Source organism: Kitasatospora sp. NPDC034533, assembly GCF_055575155.1.
Window position 1 is genome coordinate 1 of record NZ_JBVITE010000103.1, and the last position, 14,982, is coordinate 14,982.

13 protein-coding genes and 1 riboswitch are annotated in these 14,982 nt (G+C 75.2%); of the genes, 7 read left to right on the plus strand and 6 right to left on the minus strand.

The window, feature by feature from the left end:
- Positions 1 to 82: 82 nt before the first annotated feature.
- The 3 genes from ACZ55U_RS37140 to cobF form a co-directional block, all read right to left on the minus strand.
- Positions 83 to 322, minus strand: a complete 240-nt coding sequence (locus ACZ55U_RS37140; protein WP_465533702.1) for a DUF1918 domain-containing protein — start codon at positions 320 to 322, stop codon at positions 83 to 85.
- Positions 323 to 541: 219 nt separating this feature from the next.
- Positions 542 to 1,363: a S1 family peptidase gene (locus ACZ55U_RS37145; RefSeq protein WP_465533704.1), complete on the minus strand. Its 822-nt coding sequence runs from the start codon at positions 1,361 to 1,363 to the stop codon at positions 542 to 544.
- A gap of 153 nt (positions 1,364 to 1,516) precedes the next feature.
- Complete coding sequence (cobF, locus tag ACZ55U_RS37150) at positions 1,517 to 2,275, minus strand: precorrin-6A synthase (deacetylating) (RefSeq protein WP_465533706.1); 759 nt, start codon at positions 2,273 to 2,275, stop codon at positions 1,517 to 1,519.
- Positions 2,276 to 2,781: 506 nt separating this feature from the next.
- Between cobF and ACZ55U_RS37155 the strand changes: the two genes are divergently transcribed.
- The 3 genes from ACZ55U_RS37155 (at position 2,782) to ACZ55U_RS37165 (ending at position 7,223) form a co-directional block, all read left to right on the plus strand.
- The gene (locus ACZ55U_RS37155; protein ID WP_465533708.1) at positions 2,782 to 3,207 is read left to right on the plus strand and encodes an acyl-CoA thioesterase; all 426 of its coding nucleotides are present in this window, start codon (positions 2,782 to 2,784) and stop codon (positions 3,205 to 3,207) included.
- 91 nt (positions 3,208 to 3,298) lie between these two features.
- Positions 3,299 to 3,501: riboswitch (cobalamin riboswitch) on the plus strand.
- A gap of 173 nt (positions 3,502 to 3,674) precedes the next feature.
- Positions 3,675 to 5,990, plus strand: a complete 2,316-nt coding sequence (metE, locus tag ACZ55U_RS37160) for a 5-methyltetrahydropteroyltriglutamate--homocysteine S-methyltransferase (protein ID WP_465533710.1) — start codon at positions 3,675 to 3,677, stop codon at positions 5,988 to 5,990.
- Positions 5,991 to 6,458: 468 nt separating this feature from the next.
- Positions 6,459 to 7,223 (plus strand): adenosylcobinamide amidohydrolase, encoded by a 765-nt coding sequence (locus ACZ55U_RS37165; RefSeq protein WP_465533712.1) that lies wholly within the window; start codon positions 6,459 to 6,461, stop codon positions 7,221 to 7,223.
- 191 nt (positions 7,224 to 7,414) lie between these two features.
- Here ACZ55U_RS37165 and ACZ55U_RS37170 read toward each other — a convergent pair whose 3' ends face one another.
- Positions 7,415 to 8,521, minus strand: a complete 1,107-nt coding sequence (locus ACZ55U_RS37170; RefSeq protein WP_465533714.1) for an NAD(+)/NADH kinase — start codon at positions 8,519 to 8,521, stop codon at positions 7,415 to 7,417.
- A gap of 436 nt (positions 8,522 to 8,957) precedes the next feature.
- On the opposite strand from ACZ55U_RS37170, the gene gndA reads away from it, so the two are divergent.
- Positions 8,958 to 10,412 carry an NADP-dependent phosphogluconate dehydrogenase gene (gene gndA / locus ACZ55U_RS37175; protein WP_465533716.1) on the plus strand — a complete coding sequence of 485 codons (1,455 nt, stop codon included), beginning with the start codon at positions 8,958 to 8,960 and terminating at the stop codon, positions 10,410 to 10,412.
- A gap of 90 nt (positions 10,413 to 10,502) precedes the next feature.
- Here the strand turns inward: gndA and ACZ55U_RS37180 are convergent, their stop codons facing one another.
- The gene (locus ACZ55U_RS37180; protein ID WP_465533718.1) at positions 10,503 to 10,826 is read right to left on the minus strand and encodes a plasmid stabilization protein; all 324 of its coding nucleotides are present in this window, start codon (positions 10,824 to 10,826) and stop codon (positions 10,503 to 10,505) included.
- Between the two features lie 259 nt (positions 10,827 to 11,085).
- On the opposite strand from ACZ55U_RS37180, the gene ACZ55U_RS37185 reads away from it, so the two are divergent.
- Together ACZ55U_RS37185 and ACZ55U_RS37190 are read left to right on the plus strand one after the other, a co-directional pair.
- Positions 11,086 to 11,646, plus strand: coding sequence for a hemerythrin domain-containing protein (locus ACZ55U_RS37185; protein WP_465533720.1), 561 nt, complete (start codon positions 11,086 to 11,088; stop codon positions 11,644 to 11,646).
- An 85-nt stretch (positions 11,647 to 11,731) separates the two neighbouring features.
- Positions 11,732 to 13,198 (plus strand): aminotransferase class I/II-fold pyridoxal phosphate-dependent enzyme, encoded by a 1,467-nt coding sequence (locus ACZ55U_RS37190; protein ID WP_465533722.1) that lies wholly within the window; start codon positions 11,732 to 11,734, stop codon positions 13,196 to 13,198.
- A 168-nt stretch (positions 13,199 to 13,366) separates the two neighbouring features.
- Here ACZ55U_RS37190 and ACZ55U_RS37195 read toward each other — a convergent pair whose 3' ends face one another.
- Complete coding sequence (locus ACZ55U_RS37195; protein ID WP_465533724.1) at positions 13,367 to 14,284, minus strand: Rieske (2Fe-2S) protein; 918 nt, start codon at positions 14,282 to 14,284, stop codon at positions 13,367 to 13,369.
- Positions 14,285 to 14,566: 282 nt separating this feature from the next.
- Between ACZ55U_RS37195 and ACZ55U_RS37200 the strand changes: the two genes are divergently transcribed.
- Positions 14,567 to 14,719, plus strand: coding sequence for a hypothetical protein (locus tag ACZ55U_RS37200; protein WP_465533726.1), 153 nt, complete (start codon positions 14,567 to 14,569; stop codon positions 14,717 to 14,719).
- The last annotated feature ends 263 nt before the right edge of the window (positions 14,720 to 14,982 follow it).

Below are 14,982 nucleotides of genomic sequence, written 5' to 3' on the forward strand. Positions count from 1 at the left end.
TGAACGTCCTGTGGGCTCTGATCCGTGACGGACGGTGCTACCAAGGCGACCTCCCAGTCACATCAGCGGCTTGACAACAGCATTAGGAGGTGAACAGGTGCGGGTGGGGCGGGATCTCGGGGGCCGCAGACTCCCGGCCGGGGTGGTGGATCCGGGCGTCCGGCCCGGGGACGTACTCCGTCACCCGGCCGTCGTCGAACCAGCGGACGTCGTACGGCGGGCTGCCGTCCGGGTGGTGCAGCCGGACGATCTCGCCGTCGCGGCGGGCCGCGTCCGGGTGGGCACCCCGGACGGTGACGCGGTCTCCCACGGCGGCTTTCATGCGGGCCTCCCTGGCTCGGGACGGGGGCGGGCCGGGGGCATGTCCGGCCGTTCGTCCTTCCATGGCACCACCGAACGCCGCCCACGGCAGGCGGCAGGGATGGCGGGCCGGGACGTCCGGCCGGTGCGGGGACGTCTTCGCCCCCGACGTCGGCCGCGTCCGGGCCCGGGTGCGCCGCCCCACGTCCGGGGCGGCGCACCGCGCGCAGGCCGTTCCGGGTCAGCCGTTCGCGCGGATGGTCGCGCGGATCCAGTCGGCGAAGGCGGGCGCGCTGCTGTAGAGGCCGGGACCGGAGGCGCACGGCACGTGTCCGCCGACGCCGGGGCCGGACGTGACGCCGATGAGTTCCCACCGCCCGCCCCGGCCGCGCTGGACCTGCGGCCCGCCGGAGTCGCCGAAACAGGCCATCGCCCGCGGGACCAGGCTGACGGTGCACAGCCGGGTGGGGCCGGCGTAGCCCGGGTCGCACTCGGATTCGGCCGCCCGGCGGGTGTCGAGCTGCTGGAGGTGGTCGGGGAACCGCAGACCGTCGAGCTCGGCGGTGTCGACGACGGTGCCGAAACCGAGCAGCCGGGTCGGGGTGCCGGGGGCGCCGGGCCGCTCGGCGACGGGAACGGGCCGCTCCTTGACCGGCCGGTCCAGCCGGATCAGCGCGACGTCGTTCAGGTTGGGTCCGGCGCCCGCTCCCTGCCGGTAGCCGGGGTGGGTGAAGGTGCCGGCGATGGCGCGGACGGTGCCGCCGGACTTGCGCTCGGAGCTGCCGACCCGGACGGTGCCGGCGGGCGTGACCAGCTCCGGGTCGACGCAGTGGGCCGCCGTCAGCACCCATTGGCGGTCGATCAGCGAGGCGCCGCACACGCCGTCGTCCAGGCCCGGGGCCGACACCGGGACGGAGGCCATGAAGGGGTAGCGCTGTGTGGCGTCCGTCCCGTTGACGATCGCCCCGGCACTGCCGACCGTCGCGGCGGTGAGTCCCGCGGCGATCACGGAGACGGCCGCGACGCGGGCCGCGCGACGTCGTACGGGGTTCCGACTGAACATCAGAAATCCTCCTTGGAACCGGAGTTTCCGGATGTCTTCAGCCTTTCTCTCCAAGATCCACTGGGCCATCCGGGCAGCGGGTGCGAGGACGGTGGGGATATCCCCCGGGCCGCGGGAGGGGGCCTTCGCACCGCTCGCCGGTGCTACGCGCGGTCAGTCGCCCGAGCGCCGGAGCAGATAGGTGTCCATGATCCAGCCCTTGCGCTCGCGGGCCCGCTCGCGCAGCTCGCGGATCCGCGGGGCGGTCTCGGCGAGCGGCCCGGAGACCAGCACCTCGTCCGGGGTGCCGAGGTAGGCGCCGTAGTGGATGTCCAGCCCCTCGGGATCGATCCCGGCGAAGGCGGCCCGGCCGTCGAGCATCACCACCACGTCGTCCACCCCCTCGGGGAACCCCTCGGCCAGGCGGCGCCCGGTGGTGATCTGCACCGGGCGGCCGACCCTGGTCAGCGTGGTGCGGTGCCGGGCGGCGAGCGCGGAGACGCTGCTGATGCCCGGGATCACCTCGTACGCGAACGGCGCCCCGCCGCGGGCCGACACGTCCTCCACCACCGCGATGACGCTGTCGTAGAGGGCCGGGTCGCCCCAGACCAGGAACGCGCCGCGCTCGTCCGGGCCGAGGTGCTCGGCGACCAGCCGCTCGACGAGGTCGGCGCGGCGGGCGCGCCAGTCGTCCACGGCGGTCGCGTACGCGGGGGCGGTGCGGTCGCGCTCCGCGTCTGGGACCTCGACCACGCGGTGCCCCGGCCGGCCGTGGTCGGCCAGCATCCGGCGGCGCAGCCGGACCAGGTCCTGCCGCTCCTTGCTCTTGTCGAGGACGAAGAAGACGTCGGTGCGGCCGAGCGCCTTGACCGCTTGCAGGGTGAGGTGGTCGGGGTCGCCCGCGCCGATGCCGATGACGAAGATGTGCCGCATGGGGGACATTCTGCCGTCCGCCCCCGCCTGCGGGCCCGGGGGTCGTGCGTGGACCGACCGAAGGGGTGGGCGGTGGCCGTGAGCTGCGCGGATGGACGTAAGCTGGCGGGGCAGCTGGTTCGCCCCGCCCGCCAGGCGGGGCGTCGTCACGAGGCAACCCGGTGGGAGTCCGGGACCGCCCCGCAGCGGCGAGCGGGAACGACCGCCGCCCTGTGCACCGGCCCGGCAACGGCAACGGCGCCGGGGCGCGGCGGCCGCTAGGGGCCCGTCCCGGTTCGGCCGGGAGGGCGTGCCCACGGGTCCGAAGACCTGCCGCTGCCCGCGTGCCGTGGTGGCCCGCGGTCCCACCACGTCCCCGGGTGCGGGCTGATGGTGCGGGTGAGTCCGTGTACGGACGACTGCCCGCTCCTCGGCGTGCCCGGGGTGTTCGACTTCACGAAGGAGGGTTCCGTGCAGCGGAACGCCGACCACGATTCCCACGGCGCCATGACGGGCGGGCCGTCGCTGTGACCAGTCCCTCCGTGCTCTCCCGCACCCCGGCCGACTCGGCCGTCACCCTCGCCCACATCATGAGCGACCACGACACCAACCTCTACGGGACGGTGCACGGCGGCGTGATGATGAAGCTGATCGACGACGCGGCGGCCGCCGCCGCGGGCCGGCACGCCGGCGTCCCCGCCGTCACCGTCTCGGTGCGGGAGATGTCGTTCCTGGCGCCCGTCAAGGCGGGGGACCTCCTCACCGTCCGCGCCCGGGTCGGCCGCGCCGGGCGCACCTCGATGGACGTGTCGGTGGTGGTGACCTCGGAGCGCTGGAACCTCGCCGGGCCCGTCACCAGGGTGGCGACGGCGCAGCTGGTCTTCGTGGCGGTCGACTCGGAGGGCAAGCCCCACCCCGTACCGGAGCTGACCCCGGAGGGCGGGGCCGAGTAGCCGATCGCGGCTCCGGTGTCCCACTATGCGGGCGCCGTTTCGAGATTTCCGCTCCGGCGGCGGCGTTCTGCCCCTAAGCTGGCGGCGCAGCTGGTTCGCCCCGTCCGCCAGGCGGGGCGTCGCAAGAGGGAACCCGGTGACGCCATTCGACTGGCCAGTCCGGGACTGCCCCGCAGCGGTGAGTGGGAACGACCGCCGTCATACGCACTGGGCCCGGGACGGGTCTGGGAAGCGACGGCCAGTAGGTGTCCGCCCTCCACGGGCGGACGTGCCCGCGAGTCCGAAGACCTGCCACTGCCCGTGCGCGACCGTTCGCGTGCGGCCATCCGGTGACCTCGTGGGCGGGTCGGCGACCATACCAGGCGGAGCCGCGCACGGGCGCGGGTTGTCCGCCCGGTCCGTCCTCCCTTCGCGTCCTCGTGCCGTCACCGGGTACTTGAGGATTCAGGCTCGCGAAGGAGAGTCCCTTGACATCTAAGTCCGCAGCCGCGGAGTCCGTGGCCACCGCGTACGGCTACCCCCGGCAGGGCCGCGACCGGGAACTGAAGAGGGCGATCGAGGGGTACTGGAAGGGCGCGGTCACGGCCGGGGCACTGCTGGCCACCGCCGCCGAACTGCGCCGGACGAACTGGGCGCAGCTCGCCGAGGCCGGAGTGGCGGAGGTGCCGACCGGCGACTTCTCCCTCTACGACCACGTGCTGGACACCACCGTGGCGCTCGGCGCGATCCCGGCGCGGCACCGGGAGGCCGTCGACGCCGACCCGCTGGACGGTTACTTCGCGATGGCGCGTGGCAACCAGGACGTCGCACCGCTGGAGATGACCAAGTGGTTCGACACCAACTACCACTACCTGGTGCCGGAGTTGGGACCGGACACGGTGTTCGTCGCGAACCCGGCCAAGGCGGTCGGCGAGCTCAGGGAGGCCCTCGCGCTCGGCCACGCCGCCCGGCCGGTGCTGCTCGGCCCGGTGACCTACCTGCTGCTGGCCAAGCCCGCCCCCGGCGTGGCGGCCGACTTCCAGCCGATCACCCTGCTGGACCGGCTGCTGCCGGTCTACGCGGAACTGCTCGCCGCACTGCAGGAGGCCGGTGCCGAGTGGACGCAGCTGGACGAGCCCGCGCTGGTGCAGGACCGCACCCCGGCCGAGCTGAACGGTGCCGCCCGCGCCTACCGTGAGCTGGGCGCCCTCACCGAGCGGCCGAAACTGCTGGTCGCGAGCTACTTCGACCGGCTCGGCGACGCCCTGCCCGTCCTCGCCAAGGCCCCGGTCGAAGGCCTGGCGCTGGACTTCACCGGACCCGCCGCCGCGAACCTGGAGGACCTCGCCGCCGTGGGCGGGCTGCCCGGCAAGCGGCTGGTGGCGGGGGTGGTCGACGGGCGCAACGTCTGGATCAACGACCTGGAGAAGTCCCTCGCGACCCTGGCCACCCTGCTGGGCCTCGCCGGCACCGTCGACGTGGCGCCGTCCTGCTCGCTGCTGCACGTGCCGATCGACGCCGCCGCCGAGCGCGACGTCGACCCGCAGATCGCGCGCTGGCTGGCCTTCGCCAGGCAGAAGGCCCGGGAGGCCGCACTGCTCGCCCGCGCCCTGCGCGAGGGCACCGGCACCGTCACGGCCGAACTCGCCGCCAACCGCGCCGACCTCGCGTCCCGCGCCAACTCCCCGATCACCCGCGACCCGGCGGTGCGCGCCCGGGCCGCCGCCGTGGGTGCCCAGGACACCCGCCGCGCCCAGCCGTACGCGCGGCGGGCCGAGGCCCAGCACGCCCGGCTCGGCCTGCCGCTGCTGCCGACCACCACCATCGGATCCTTCCCGCAGACCACCGAACTGCGCGCCGCCCGCGCCGACTTGAACGCCGGGAGGATCGACGAGGCGGCCTACCGGGAGCGGATGGAGGCCGAGGTCCGCGAGGTCATCGCCTACCAGGAGAAGACCGGCCTGGACGTCCTGGTGCACGGCGAGCCCGAACGCAACGACATGGTCCAGTACTTCGCCGAGCAGCTCACCGGCTACCTGGCCACCCGGCACGGCTGGGTGCAGTCCTACGGCACCCGCTACGTGCGCCCGCCGGTCCTCGCCGGGGACGTCTCCCGCCCGCGCCCGATGACCACCGAGTGGTTCCGCTTCGCCCAGGGCCTGACCGGCCGCCCGGTCAAGGGCATGCTGACCGGCCCGGTCACCATGCTCGCCTGGTCCTTCGTCCGCGACGACCAGCCGCTCGCCGACACCGCCCGGCAGGTGGCGCTGGCCCTGCGCGACGAGGTCACCGACCTGGAGGCGGCGGGCGCGGCCGTGATCCAGGTGGACGAGCCGGCGCTGCGCGAGACCCTCCCGCTGCGCGCCGCCGCCCGCCCGGCGTACCTGGACTGGGCCACCGAGGCCTTCCGGCTGGCCACCTCGGGCGTGCGCGCGGACACCCAGATCCACACCCACATGTGCTACGCCGAGTTCGGCGCCGTCATGACGGCGATCGACGAACTCGACGCCGACGTCATCTCCCTGGAGGCGACCCGCTCGCACATGGAGGTCGCCGGTGAGCTGGCCGAGGCCGGCTACCCGCGCGAGGTGGGCCCCGGCGTCTGGGACATCCACTCCCCGCGCGTGCCCGGCACCGAGGAGGTGGTCTCGCTGCTGCGCGCGGGCCTGGCCGCGATCCCGGCGGAGCGGCTCTGGGTCAACCCGGACTGCGGACTGAAGACCCGCGGCTGGCCGGAGACCCGGGCCTCGCTGGACAGCCTGGTCGGCGCGGCCCGGGCGCTGCGCGAGGAGCTGGCCGGCTGACGGAGGCCGGCTGACGGGAGCGGGGCGGGCGCGGCGGGATCACGGCGCGCCCGCCCCGGCGACCCGCGCTCCCGGTGGGTGGGTGACGAGGCCGGGGCGGGACGACGACCGGGCACCGCCCGTGGCCCGCCACGGAATCCCGCCATCCGCCCGCCGCGAACCTGCGAATCGTGGGAGCCAGCCCGGGTGATACCTTCGCAACCGCCGTCCGGAGCGGTCGGCACCGCAGGCGAGCCGGAAGGAACCCGAGCGCACCATGGGCCGCCCGGCCGGACGAAAGCCCCACGCCCACGCCGAGCCGCGTCGGGTGCGCCACACGCACCGCCCGGTCCACGCCCAGGGCGTCGCGCCGGGCGAACCACGGGCGGACGGCGTACAGCGAGCGGGCCCGGCCGTCGGCGGGGAGTGGCCGGAGGCCGATCCGGACCGGCGCACCGGGGCGCCGTACCCGGTGGAGGGGGAGTGGTCGTGAACGAGGTCGGGGTGCGGGTCGGGCGGGCCGCGCGGACGGAGGACGGCGCCTGCCGCCACCTGCTGGTGTGGCGGGCCGGGCCCGGCTGGCGGATGGTGAGCAGCGCGGTGCTCGGCGGCGGGCTCGGGGAGCGCGCCTGGGTGCTCAACGCCCAGGTGCGCCCGGGCTACTCGGGGCTGGACCCGGCCGCGCACCTGGCCGAACTGGCCGCCGCGCAGGGGCTGGTGGGCCCGGGCGTGGGGCTGATGACGGCGGCCGAGGTGGACGACTGCACCCGGGCCGAGGACGGCGGCGTCACCGCGCTGGTCACCGCCGGGATCGGGGTCGCGCTCTGGGCGGCCGACCCCGTCGCGCAGGCGGTCGCGTACCGGCCCGGGACGATCAACACCCTGGCCGTGGTACCGGCCGCCATCGAGGACGCCGGCCTGGTCAACCTGCTCGCCACCGCGACCGAGGCCAAGGTCCAGGCGCTGCTGGACGCCGGCTACGACTGCTCGGGCACCCCGTCCGACGCGGTCTGCGTGGCCGTCCGCGCCGCCTCCCCGGGCGTCCCCGCAGACCCGTTCGGCGGCCCGCGCTCGGTCTGGGGCTCCCGGCTGGCCCGCGCCGTCTACCGGGCCGTGCGCGAGGGCGCCGAACTCGACCGCGTGCGCCGGGCCGAGGGGCCGCCGCAGGAGCACCCGGCGACGGTGGCGGGCTGTCGCGTCGCGGACGTGCGCGGGGCGCTGCCCGACGCCGCGGCCCGGGTGGTCACGGGCTGACCCAGCCGGCCGTCGGACCCCGCACGGCCGAGCCGTCGAGGTCCTTGAGCTTGGTCCCGGGCGAAGCCCCGGACAGCCGTCCGGGGGCCGCTCGCCAGGGAGTGGGGCGGCACGGGCGGCATCCGGCCGTCCGCACCAGGAGGCCCGGTGAACACCCCCGGCGCCGTGCCCCACCCCGACGGCAGCGCGCATCAGGCGCCGTCGTCGGTCCGGTGCACGAGGCGGGGACGGTGGCGGCCGGGTTCCAGGGTGGGCAGGTTCAGGTGCTCCAGGTCGTGCGGCGGCGGTGCCGTGAGCGGCCAGGTCGAGGGGACCTCGGCCGCGGCGGAGGCGGCGGCGGGCGCGTCCGTCAGCCGCATCCGCTGCCTCAGCCGGCCGTAGAAGTCGATCGGCCCCAGGCGCACCGCCCGCAGCCGGGTCGGTGCCGCGTAGACGCCGACCCAGTCGCCGGGCTCCAGGACGCCGCGGAGCTGGCCGTCCACGCTGACCGCCGCCGGGCCCGAGTGCGGCAGCAGCCGCATGGCGATCGGCTCGTCCGGTGCGGCCAGGACGGAGCGCCTGAAGACCATGTGCGCCGCGACGGGGGTGAAGACGAGGACCTCCGCCCGGGGCGAGACCACCGGCCCGCCCGCGGCGAAGCTGTAGGCGGTCGATCCGGTCGGCGTCGCCACCAGTAGCGCGTCGCCGGCGTAGGAGGCGAGCAGCCTCCCCGCGAAGTAGACCGCCGCGGCGACCCTGCCGTCCCGGGAGAACTTCTCCACCACCACCTCGTTCAGCCCGAGCACGTCCAGGGCCACCCCCCAGCCGCCCCCGGCCTCGCAGCCGGAACGCACCTGCGGCGCGGGCAGCGGCGGGCGGCGGGCGTACGGCGACGGCGGACCGGACTCCTCGGGAAGCCGGAGCGGACGGGAGGCGCGCATCGTCACCAGCATCCGTTCCTCGACGCTGACGCGGGACTCCCGGACGGCCTCCAGGGCCTGGAGCACGTCGTGCGCGGGCACCTCGGTGAGGAAGCCGACGTGCCCGAAGTCGATGCCCAGCAGCAGGGCGCCGTGCGGCGCCGCCAGCCGCGCGCCGCGCAGGAAGGTCCCGTCGCCGCCCAGCGCGACGATGAGGTCCGGGTCCCCGGCCGCGGCCATCTCCTCCCGGGCGCCGCGCCGTGGCCCGTCCGCGTTCCACACGTCGATCTCGGTGCACCGGACGCGGTGGTCGTCGCACCAGGAACGCACCGAACGGGAGGCCCGCACGGCTTCGGGGCGCCCCTTGTGGACGACGAGACCGACGCGCTCGACCGCCATGGCGTGTCCTCCTCGGCAAGGGGTGGGGTCCCCTCCAGGATGCGCTCCGGCCGTGAGGCCCGGCGACTCGCCGGGTGCCTCCCGGCCGGGCCTCCGAGCACGCCGCCCGGAAACGCCCGGGTGGGCCAACCCCCCGCGCGGCCCCGGTCCCCGGTGGCGATCCTGGATCCGGCAGCCCACGGCGCACCGAGCCGACCGGCCCGAGTGGCCCGCGCCACCGACTCGCGGGCGAGGTTCCAGGCCACGGGCCCGCCCGGTCCCCGAGACCGCCAGGCTCCCGAGACCGCCGGACCCCCGGGCCCGTCGGCGACGCGGGCCCGTCAGCGACGCGGGCCCGCCGGAGACCGGGCCGGCCCGATCCCCGAGACCGCCGCGGGCCCCGGTCCTTCCGGAGGCCCGAGTCGGCCGGAACCCCCCGAGAGAGGAAGCAGCCGCCATGGAGGCATCCGCACAGATCGGCGTGACGGGGCTGGCGGTGATGGGCCGCAACCTGGCCCGGAACTTCGCCCGCAACGGCTACACGGTCGCCGTGCACAACCGCACCCCGGGGCGCACCAGGGCGCTGATCGAGGAGTTCGGTCACGAGGGCTCGTTCGTCCCCACGGAGTCGCCGCAGGACTTCGTGGCCGCGCTGGAGCGGCCACGCCGGCTGCTGATCATGGTGAAGGCCGGCTCGGCCACCGACGAGGTGATCGAGGAGTTCGCCGCGCTGCTGGAGCCGGGCGACATGATCATCGACGGCGGCAACGCGCACTTCGCCGACACCCGCCGCCGCGAGCGGGCGCTGCGCGAACGCGGCATCCACTTCGTCGGCAGCGGCGTCTCCGGCGGGGAGGAGGGCGCGCTGAACGGGCCGTCGATCATGCCCGGCGGCTCCGCCGAGTCCTACCGCGTCCTCGGCCCGATGCTGGAGAGGATCAGCGCCCACGTCGACGGCGAGCCCTGCTGCACCCACATCGGCACCGACGGGGCCGGCCACTTCGTGAAGATGGTGCACAACGGCATCGAGTACGCCGACATGCAGCTCATCGCCGAGGCCTACCACCTCCTGCGGCAGATCGGCGGCTACGGCCCCGCCGAGATCGCCGAGATCTTCCGCCACTGGAACAAGGGACGCCTCGACTCCTACCTGATCGAGATCACGTCCGAGGTCCTCGCCCACACCGACGCCGCCACCGGCGGGCCCTTCGTGGACGTCGTCCGGGACGCCGCGGAGCAGAAGGGCACCGGGCGCTGGACCGTGCAGACCGCCCTCGACCTCGGCTCCCCGGTCACCGCCATCGCCCAGGCCACCTTCGCCCGGGTGTCCTCCGCCCGGACCGAACTGCGCGAGGCCTACCGGCCGCTGTCCGGCGGCACGCCGCAGGAGCTGCGCCCGCACGAGGCCGAGCGCTTCACCCGGGACGTCGAGCAGGCCCTCTACGCCTCGAAGGTCGTCGCCTACGACCAGGGCTGGACGATGATCCGCGACGCCGCGGCCGAGTACGGCTGGGACATCGACCTGGGAGCGGTGGCGAAGATCTGGCGCGGCGGCTGCATCATCCGCGCGGCCTTCCTGGACCGGATCCGCGCGGCCCACGCCGCCGATCCCGGCCTGGTCAGCCTGCTCGCCGAGGAGCGGTTCGCGACCGAGATCACCGACGCCCAGGCGGCCTGGCGCACCGTGGTCGCGAGCGCGGTCCAGCACGGCATCCCCGTCCCGGCGTTCTCCGCCGCGCTGGCCTCCTACGACACCCTGCGCAGCGAACGCCTGCCCGCCGCGCTGATCCAGGGCCAGCGCGACTTCTTCGGCGCGCACACCTACCACCGCACCGACCGAGAGGGCACTTACCACACGCGCTGGGCCGAGCCCGGCCGCCCCGAGGTCCGCACGGACACCGGCGCCGCGTAGGCCCCGGAAGAGAGGCCACGCGGCACCGGTGGCGGTGCTCCGACGCATCCGCCCCTCCGAGCGTGGAGGCGGGGCGGGCGCCGGCGGCGGTCAGCGGCCGAGCGCGTCGGCGAGCTGCTCCTTGTTCATCTTCGAGCGGCCGTGGATGTTGCGCTGCTTGGCCTCGTTGTAGAGCTGCTCCCTGGTCGGCCCCTGGGCTCCGGAGTGGGAGCGCAGTCCGCCGCGCCGGGAGGAGGACATGTCGTGGGTCGAGGAGCGGCTGGCGGTCTTCGACTCGCCGTGCCGGGCCCGTTCCTTGTTCACGGTGCGGGCGGCGATCTCCTTGGCCCGCTTCTCGCTCTCGCCGCGGTCCAGGGCGCTGTCCTTGATGTGCTCGTACTGGCGTTCGCGCTTCTTGCTCGAACCGGCGGGCATGGCTTCCTCCTCGATCTCGTCCGGTGGGGACGTACGGGCGCCTACCCCGATCGCGGGCTTCGATCCGTCTGGCTGCCGGTATCGCGTGGGTCACCGGTCTCGTGGATCACGTGGATCACCGGGGCCGCCGCGCTCGACGTGCTCGCCGCCCGGGGCGTGGACCCCCGTTTCACGGCGCGGGGCCAGGGCAGTCGCGCGGTGTCCCGCCGGCACCCGGTCGGTGCCGGACCCGTCCGAGGAAGAGGAAGGTGTGGGAACCATGGGCCACGGTGGAAACGTGATCGCGGAACTGACGGCCGATCACCGCGAGGTGGAGGAACTGTTCGACAGGATCCAGGCGCTGCCCCCGGGCGACGAGCGGCGCCGGAAGGTCGTGGACGAGTTCACGATCGAGCTGGTGCGGCACTCGGTGGCCGAGGAGGAGTACCTCTACCCGGCGGTGCGCGAGCACGTCCCCGGTGGCGGGGCGCTGGCGGACAAGGAGGTCGCCGACCACGCCGCGGTCGAACGGCTCCTCAAGGAACTGGAGGGCATGGAGGCCACCGACGCCCGGTTCGACCGGCTGGTCGAGCAGGTGGTGTCCGAGGTCAAGCAGCACGTGGCCGACGAGGAGCGGAACCTGTTCCCCGCGCTGGCCGGTGCCTGCTCCGCGGCGGACCTGGATTCCCTCGGGGACAAGGTGCGCACGGCGAAGAAGCTGGCGCCGACCCGCCCGCACCCGTCGGCTCCGGACACTCCGCCGGCGAACAAGCTCCTCGCGCCCGGTGCGGGGCTGGTCGACCGGGCGCGCGACTTCGTCACGGGGCGTGGCAGGTCCTGACCCCCGGGAGGCCCGGGGCGGCCACCCCGGTCCTCCCGGGGCGGCCGCCCGTTTCCCGTCGCGGCCGCAGGGCAGACGCGCGGGCATGGACCAGTCCCAGGCACCTGTGCTGGAGGCCCTCGCGGCCTTCCACGCGAACCCGCTGACCATGTTCAACCCGCCCGGTCACAAGCAGGGGCGGGGCACCGATCCCCGCGTCCTCGCGACCTTGGGCGTGGACGTCTTCCGTTCGGACGTGCTCGCCACCGGCGGCCTCGACGACCGCCTTGACTCCCGCGGCATCCTCCAGCACGCCCAGGAGCTGATGGCCGAGGCCGTCGGCGCCGACCACACCTTCTTCTCCACCTGCGGCAGCTCCCTCTCCGTGAAGGCCGCGATGCTCGCCGTGGCGGGCCCCCACGAGAAGCTGGTGGTCGGCCGGGACGTCCACAAGTCCGTCGTCGCCGGGCTCATCCTCGCGGGCATCCGCCCCGTCTGGGTCGATCCGCAGTGGGATCCGGACCTGCACCTGGCCCACCCGCCCCCCGCCGGGGCCGTCCGCGCCGCCCTGAGGCAGCACCCGGACGCCCGCGGCGCGCTGATCACCTCACCGACGCCGTACGGGACCTGCGCGGACCTGGCGTCGATCGTCGAGGCGTGCCACGAGCACGGCAAGCCCCTGATCGTGGACGAGGCCTGGGGAGCCCACCTGCCGTTCCACCCCCGGCTGCCGCGCTGGGCGATGGACGCGGGCGCCGACGTGTGCGTCACGTCCGTCCACAAGATGGGCTCGGCCCCGGAACAGAGCTCCGTGTTCCACCTGCGGGGCGACCTCATCGAGCGCTCCCTCCTCGCCCGGCGCGCGGACCTGCTCGACACCACCAGCCCGTCCACCCTGGTCTACGCCGCCCTGGACGGCTGGCGGCGGCAGATGGTGCAGCACGGGCGGACCCTCTACGACCGCGCGCTGGACCTCGCCGACACCGTCTGGCAGCGCATCGACGCCATGGAGGGGCTGCACGTCCACGGCCGCGACGACTTCTGCGGGCCGGGCCGCGCCACCGAACTCGACCCCTTGCAGGTCATCGTCGACCTGTCCGCGCTGGGCACGAGCGGCTACCGCGCCGGCGACTGGCTGCGCTCCCACCACCAGCTCACCCTCCACGTCTGCGACCACCGCCGGATCAGCGCCCAGCTCACCCACGCCGACGACACCACGACCACGGAGCGCCTGCTGCGGGGCCTATCCCAACTCCTCGCGATCGCCGAGGACTTGGCGCCCGCGCCGGGTGTCCACGTGCCCGAGCCCGACCGGTTGCGCCTCGAACAGGTCATGCTGCCCCGCGACGCCTTCTTCGGCCCCGCCGAACAGGTGCCCATCGAGAAGGCCCCGGGGCGGATCGCGGCCGAGATGCTCACTCCCTACCCGCCCGGCATCCCCGCGGCCCTGCCCGGCGAGCGCCTCAACGGCGATGTCGTCGACTACCTGCGCAGCGGCGTCGCGGCGGGCATGTTCGTCCCGGACAGCACCGATCCCGGGCTCGGCTACCTGCGCGTCGCCGTCGAGTCCTGACACCCGGGAGCGACGCGGCCCCGGCGCCGAGAGCCGCCGCCGGGGCCCGCCTGACCGCCGCTCGCGCTCCCGGTCGCCCGGAGCGCGGAACCCGGCCGGTGGACGGCCCGCCGCCCGCCGCCGACGGCCCGCCCCGGCCGTCACGGCGTCAGCGCCGCGCGGGCGCGCTCAGCCGGCTTCGGGCAGGAGGACGTGCAGGACGCCGTCGTCGTCGGTGCGGGTCTCGAAGCGGGGTTGCGGGGCGGTGGCGGGGCCGCCGACGTTCCAGCCGTCGGCGAGGCGGAACAGGCTGCCGTGCCAGGGGCAGCGCACGCACCCGTCGACGATCTCGCCCTCCGTGAGCGGTCCGGCCAGGTGGCTGCACCAGGCCGCCAGGACGTGGACGGTGTCCTCGGACTCGCGGAACACCAGCAGCGGGACGTCGCCGACGTCGCGCCGGGCGGGCCGGCCCAGGGGGAGGTCGGCCAGCGGGCCGATCGGGTGCCAGCCGGGACCGACCAGGTGCGGGACGGGCTCGGTCTTGTTCGTTCCCGCGCCCTGCCGGTAGGCGAGGTGGCCGCCCAGGTAGGCCCCGGCGGTCGCGGCGGCGGCGCCGGTGAAGCCGAGCAGTCTGCCGAGCCCGTGGAGGCCCTTCCCCCGCGCGACCCAGGAGCCGCCGTACAGGACGATGGCCGCGCCGACGCCGGCGGCGTGCACCAGACCGGTGCGCTGCTGCTGCTCGTGCTGTTCGGCCCAGTCGATCCAGCCGCTCCAGGCGGCCGGGACGGCGGTGAGCACGCCGAGCGCCACCAGGAGGTGGGCCGGGCGGCGGGCGCCGGGTGTCAGGTCGAGGACGGCCGCGCAGGTCCAGGCGCCGATGGGGATCTGGACGAGGGCGGGGTGCAGGGGGTGGCCGAGCGGGAGGCCGTGCAGCACGTCGCGTGCCCGGCCCAGGGGCAGTGCCCGGATGATCTGCTGGAGGGGTCGGGTCAGGGCGTCGAGCCGGTCGGTTTCGGCGATGGCGTCGATCGCCTTCAGCACGCACTCGGTGGCGCCGGGGGGACGTCGGGCGGCGCTGGCGCCGCGGCTGGCCGGGTTCCTCGTCATGGACCCCAGCCTGGGGGCTGTTCCGGCTCCGGGCACGGCGGCGTGGGCCGTGCGGAGCAGCCCGGCGGACGGAAGCCGGTGCCGCGCCGTCCCGAGGCGACGCGGCACCGCTCCGAGGCGAGCACCGCGGGGCGACGCCACCCCGGGGCGACCACCGCGGGGCGACGCCGCCCCGGGGCAAGAGGAATGAAATCCGACCATCGGGGCAAAAGCTGACAGCCAGCGGATCGAACCGCACCGGGCGCCCCGAGGGGCGACGACCGAGTATCCGAGGAGTACGCCATGGCAGTCATCCTGTTCATCCTGCTCATCGCCGTCGTGTTCGGATTCGTCGGCGCACTGGTGAAGGGCCTGCTGTGGCTGCTGGTCATCGGGGCGGTGCTCTTCGTCGCGGCCCTGGTCTTCGGCGGCGTGCGCCTCGGACGGCGCAGGTAACGGCGGACCGACACCGTGGACAGCCACGAGCAGCGGGTGCCGCCGCGGGGCACGGCGCGGCGGGAGCGCACGGAAGGCCCGCTCCCCGAACCGCGCGGGCCCCTGTCGGCGGCCGTGCTCGACCTCCTGGCCGCCGGACCTCCCGGCGCCGGGGGGGTGGTGGAGGCGCCCCGCGCCGCCAGAGACCCAGGGGGGGAGGGACACCAACCTGCTCTGTCCCCGTGCTCAAAACCCCCCCACCCGGGGCTTCCGGGGATCCCTCC

Excerpts from the sequence above, each read along its gene's own strand:
- ACZ55U_RS37140 (WP_465533702.1), bottom strand. The coding sequence starts at position 322 with ATGAAAGCCGCCGTGGGAGACCGCGTCACCGTCCGGGGTGCCCACCCG.
- ACZ55U_RS37190 (WP_465533722.1), top strand. The coding sequence starts at position 11,732 with ATGGACCAGTCCCAGGCACCTGTGCTGGAGGCCCTCGCGGCCTTCCAC.
- gndA (WP_465533716.1), top strand. The coding sequence starts at position 8,958 with ATGGAGGCATCCGCACAGATCGGCGTGACGGGGCTGGCGGTGATGGGC.
- ACZ55U_RS37185 (WP_465533720.1), top strand. The coding sequence starts at position 11,086 with ATGGGCCACGGTGGAAACGTGATCGCGGAACTGACGGCCGATCACCGC.
- ACZ55U_RS37180 (WP_465533718.1), bottom strand. The coding sequence starts at position 10,826 with ATGCCCGCCGGTTCGAGCAAGAAGCGCGAACGCCAGTACGAGCACATC.
- cobF (WP_465533706.1), bottom strand. The coding sequence starts at position 2,275 with ATGCGGCACATCTTCGTCATCGGCATCGGCGCGGGCGACCCCGACCAC.
- ACZ55U_RS37170 (WP_465533714.1), bottom strand. The coding sequence starts at position 8,521 with ATGGCGGTCGAGCGCGTCGGTCTCGTCGTCCACAAGGGGCGCCCCGAA.
- ACZ55U_RS37200 (WP_465533726.1), top strand. The coding sequence starts at position 14,567 with ATGGCAGTCATCCTGTTCATCCTGCTCATCGCCGTCGTGTTCGGATTC.
- ACZ55U_RS37195 (WP_465533724.1), bottom strand. The coding sequence starts at position 14,284 with ATGACGAGGAACCCGGCCAGCCGCGGCGCCAGCGCCGCCCGACGTCCC.
- ACZ55U_RS37145 (WP_465533704.1), bottom strand. The coding sequence starts at position 1,363 with ATGTTCAGTCGGAACCCCGTACGACGTCGCGCGGCCCGCGTCGCGGCC.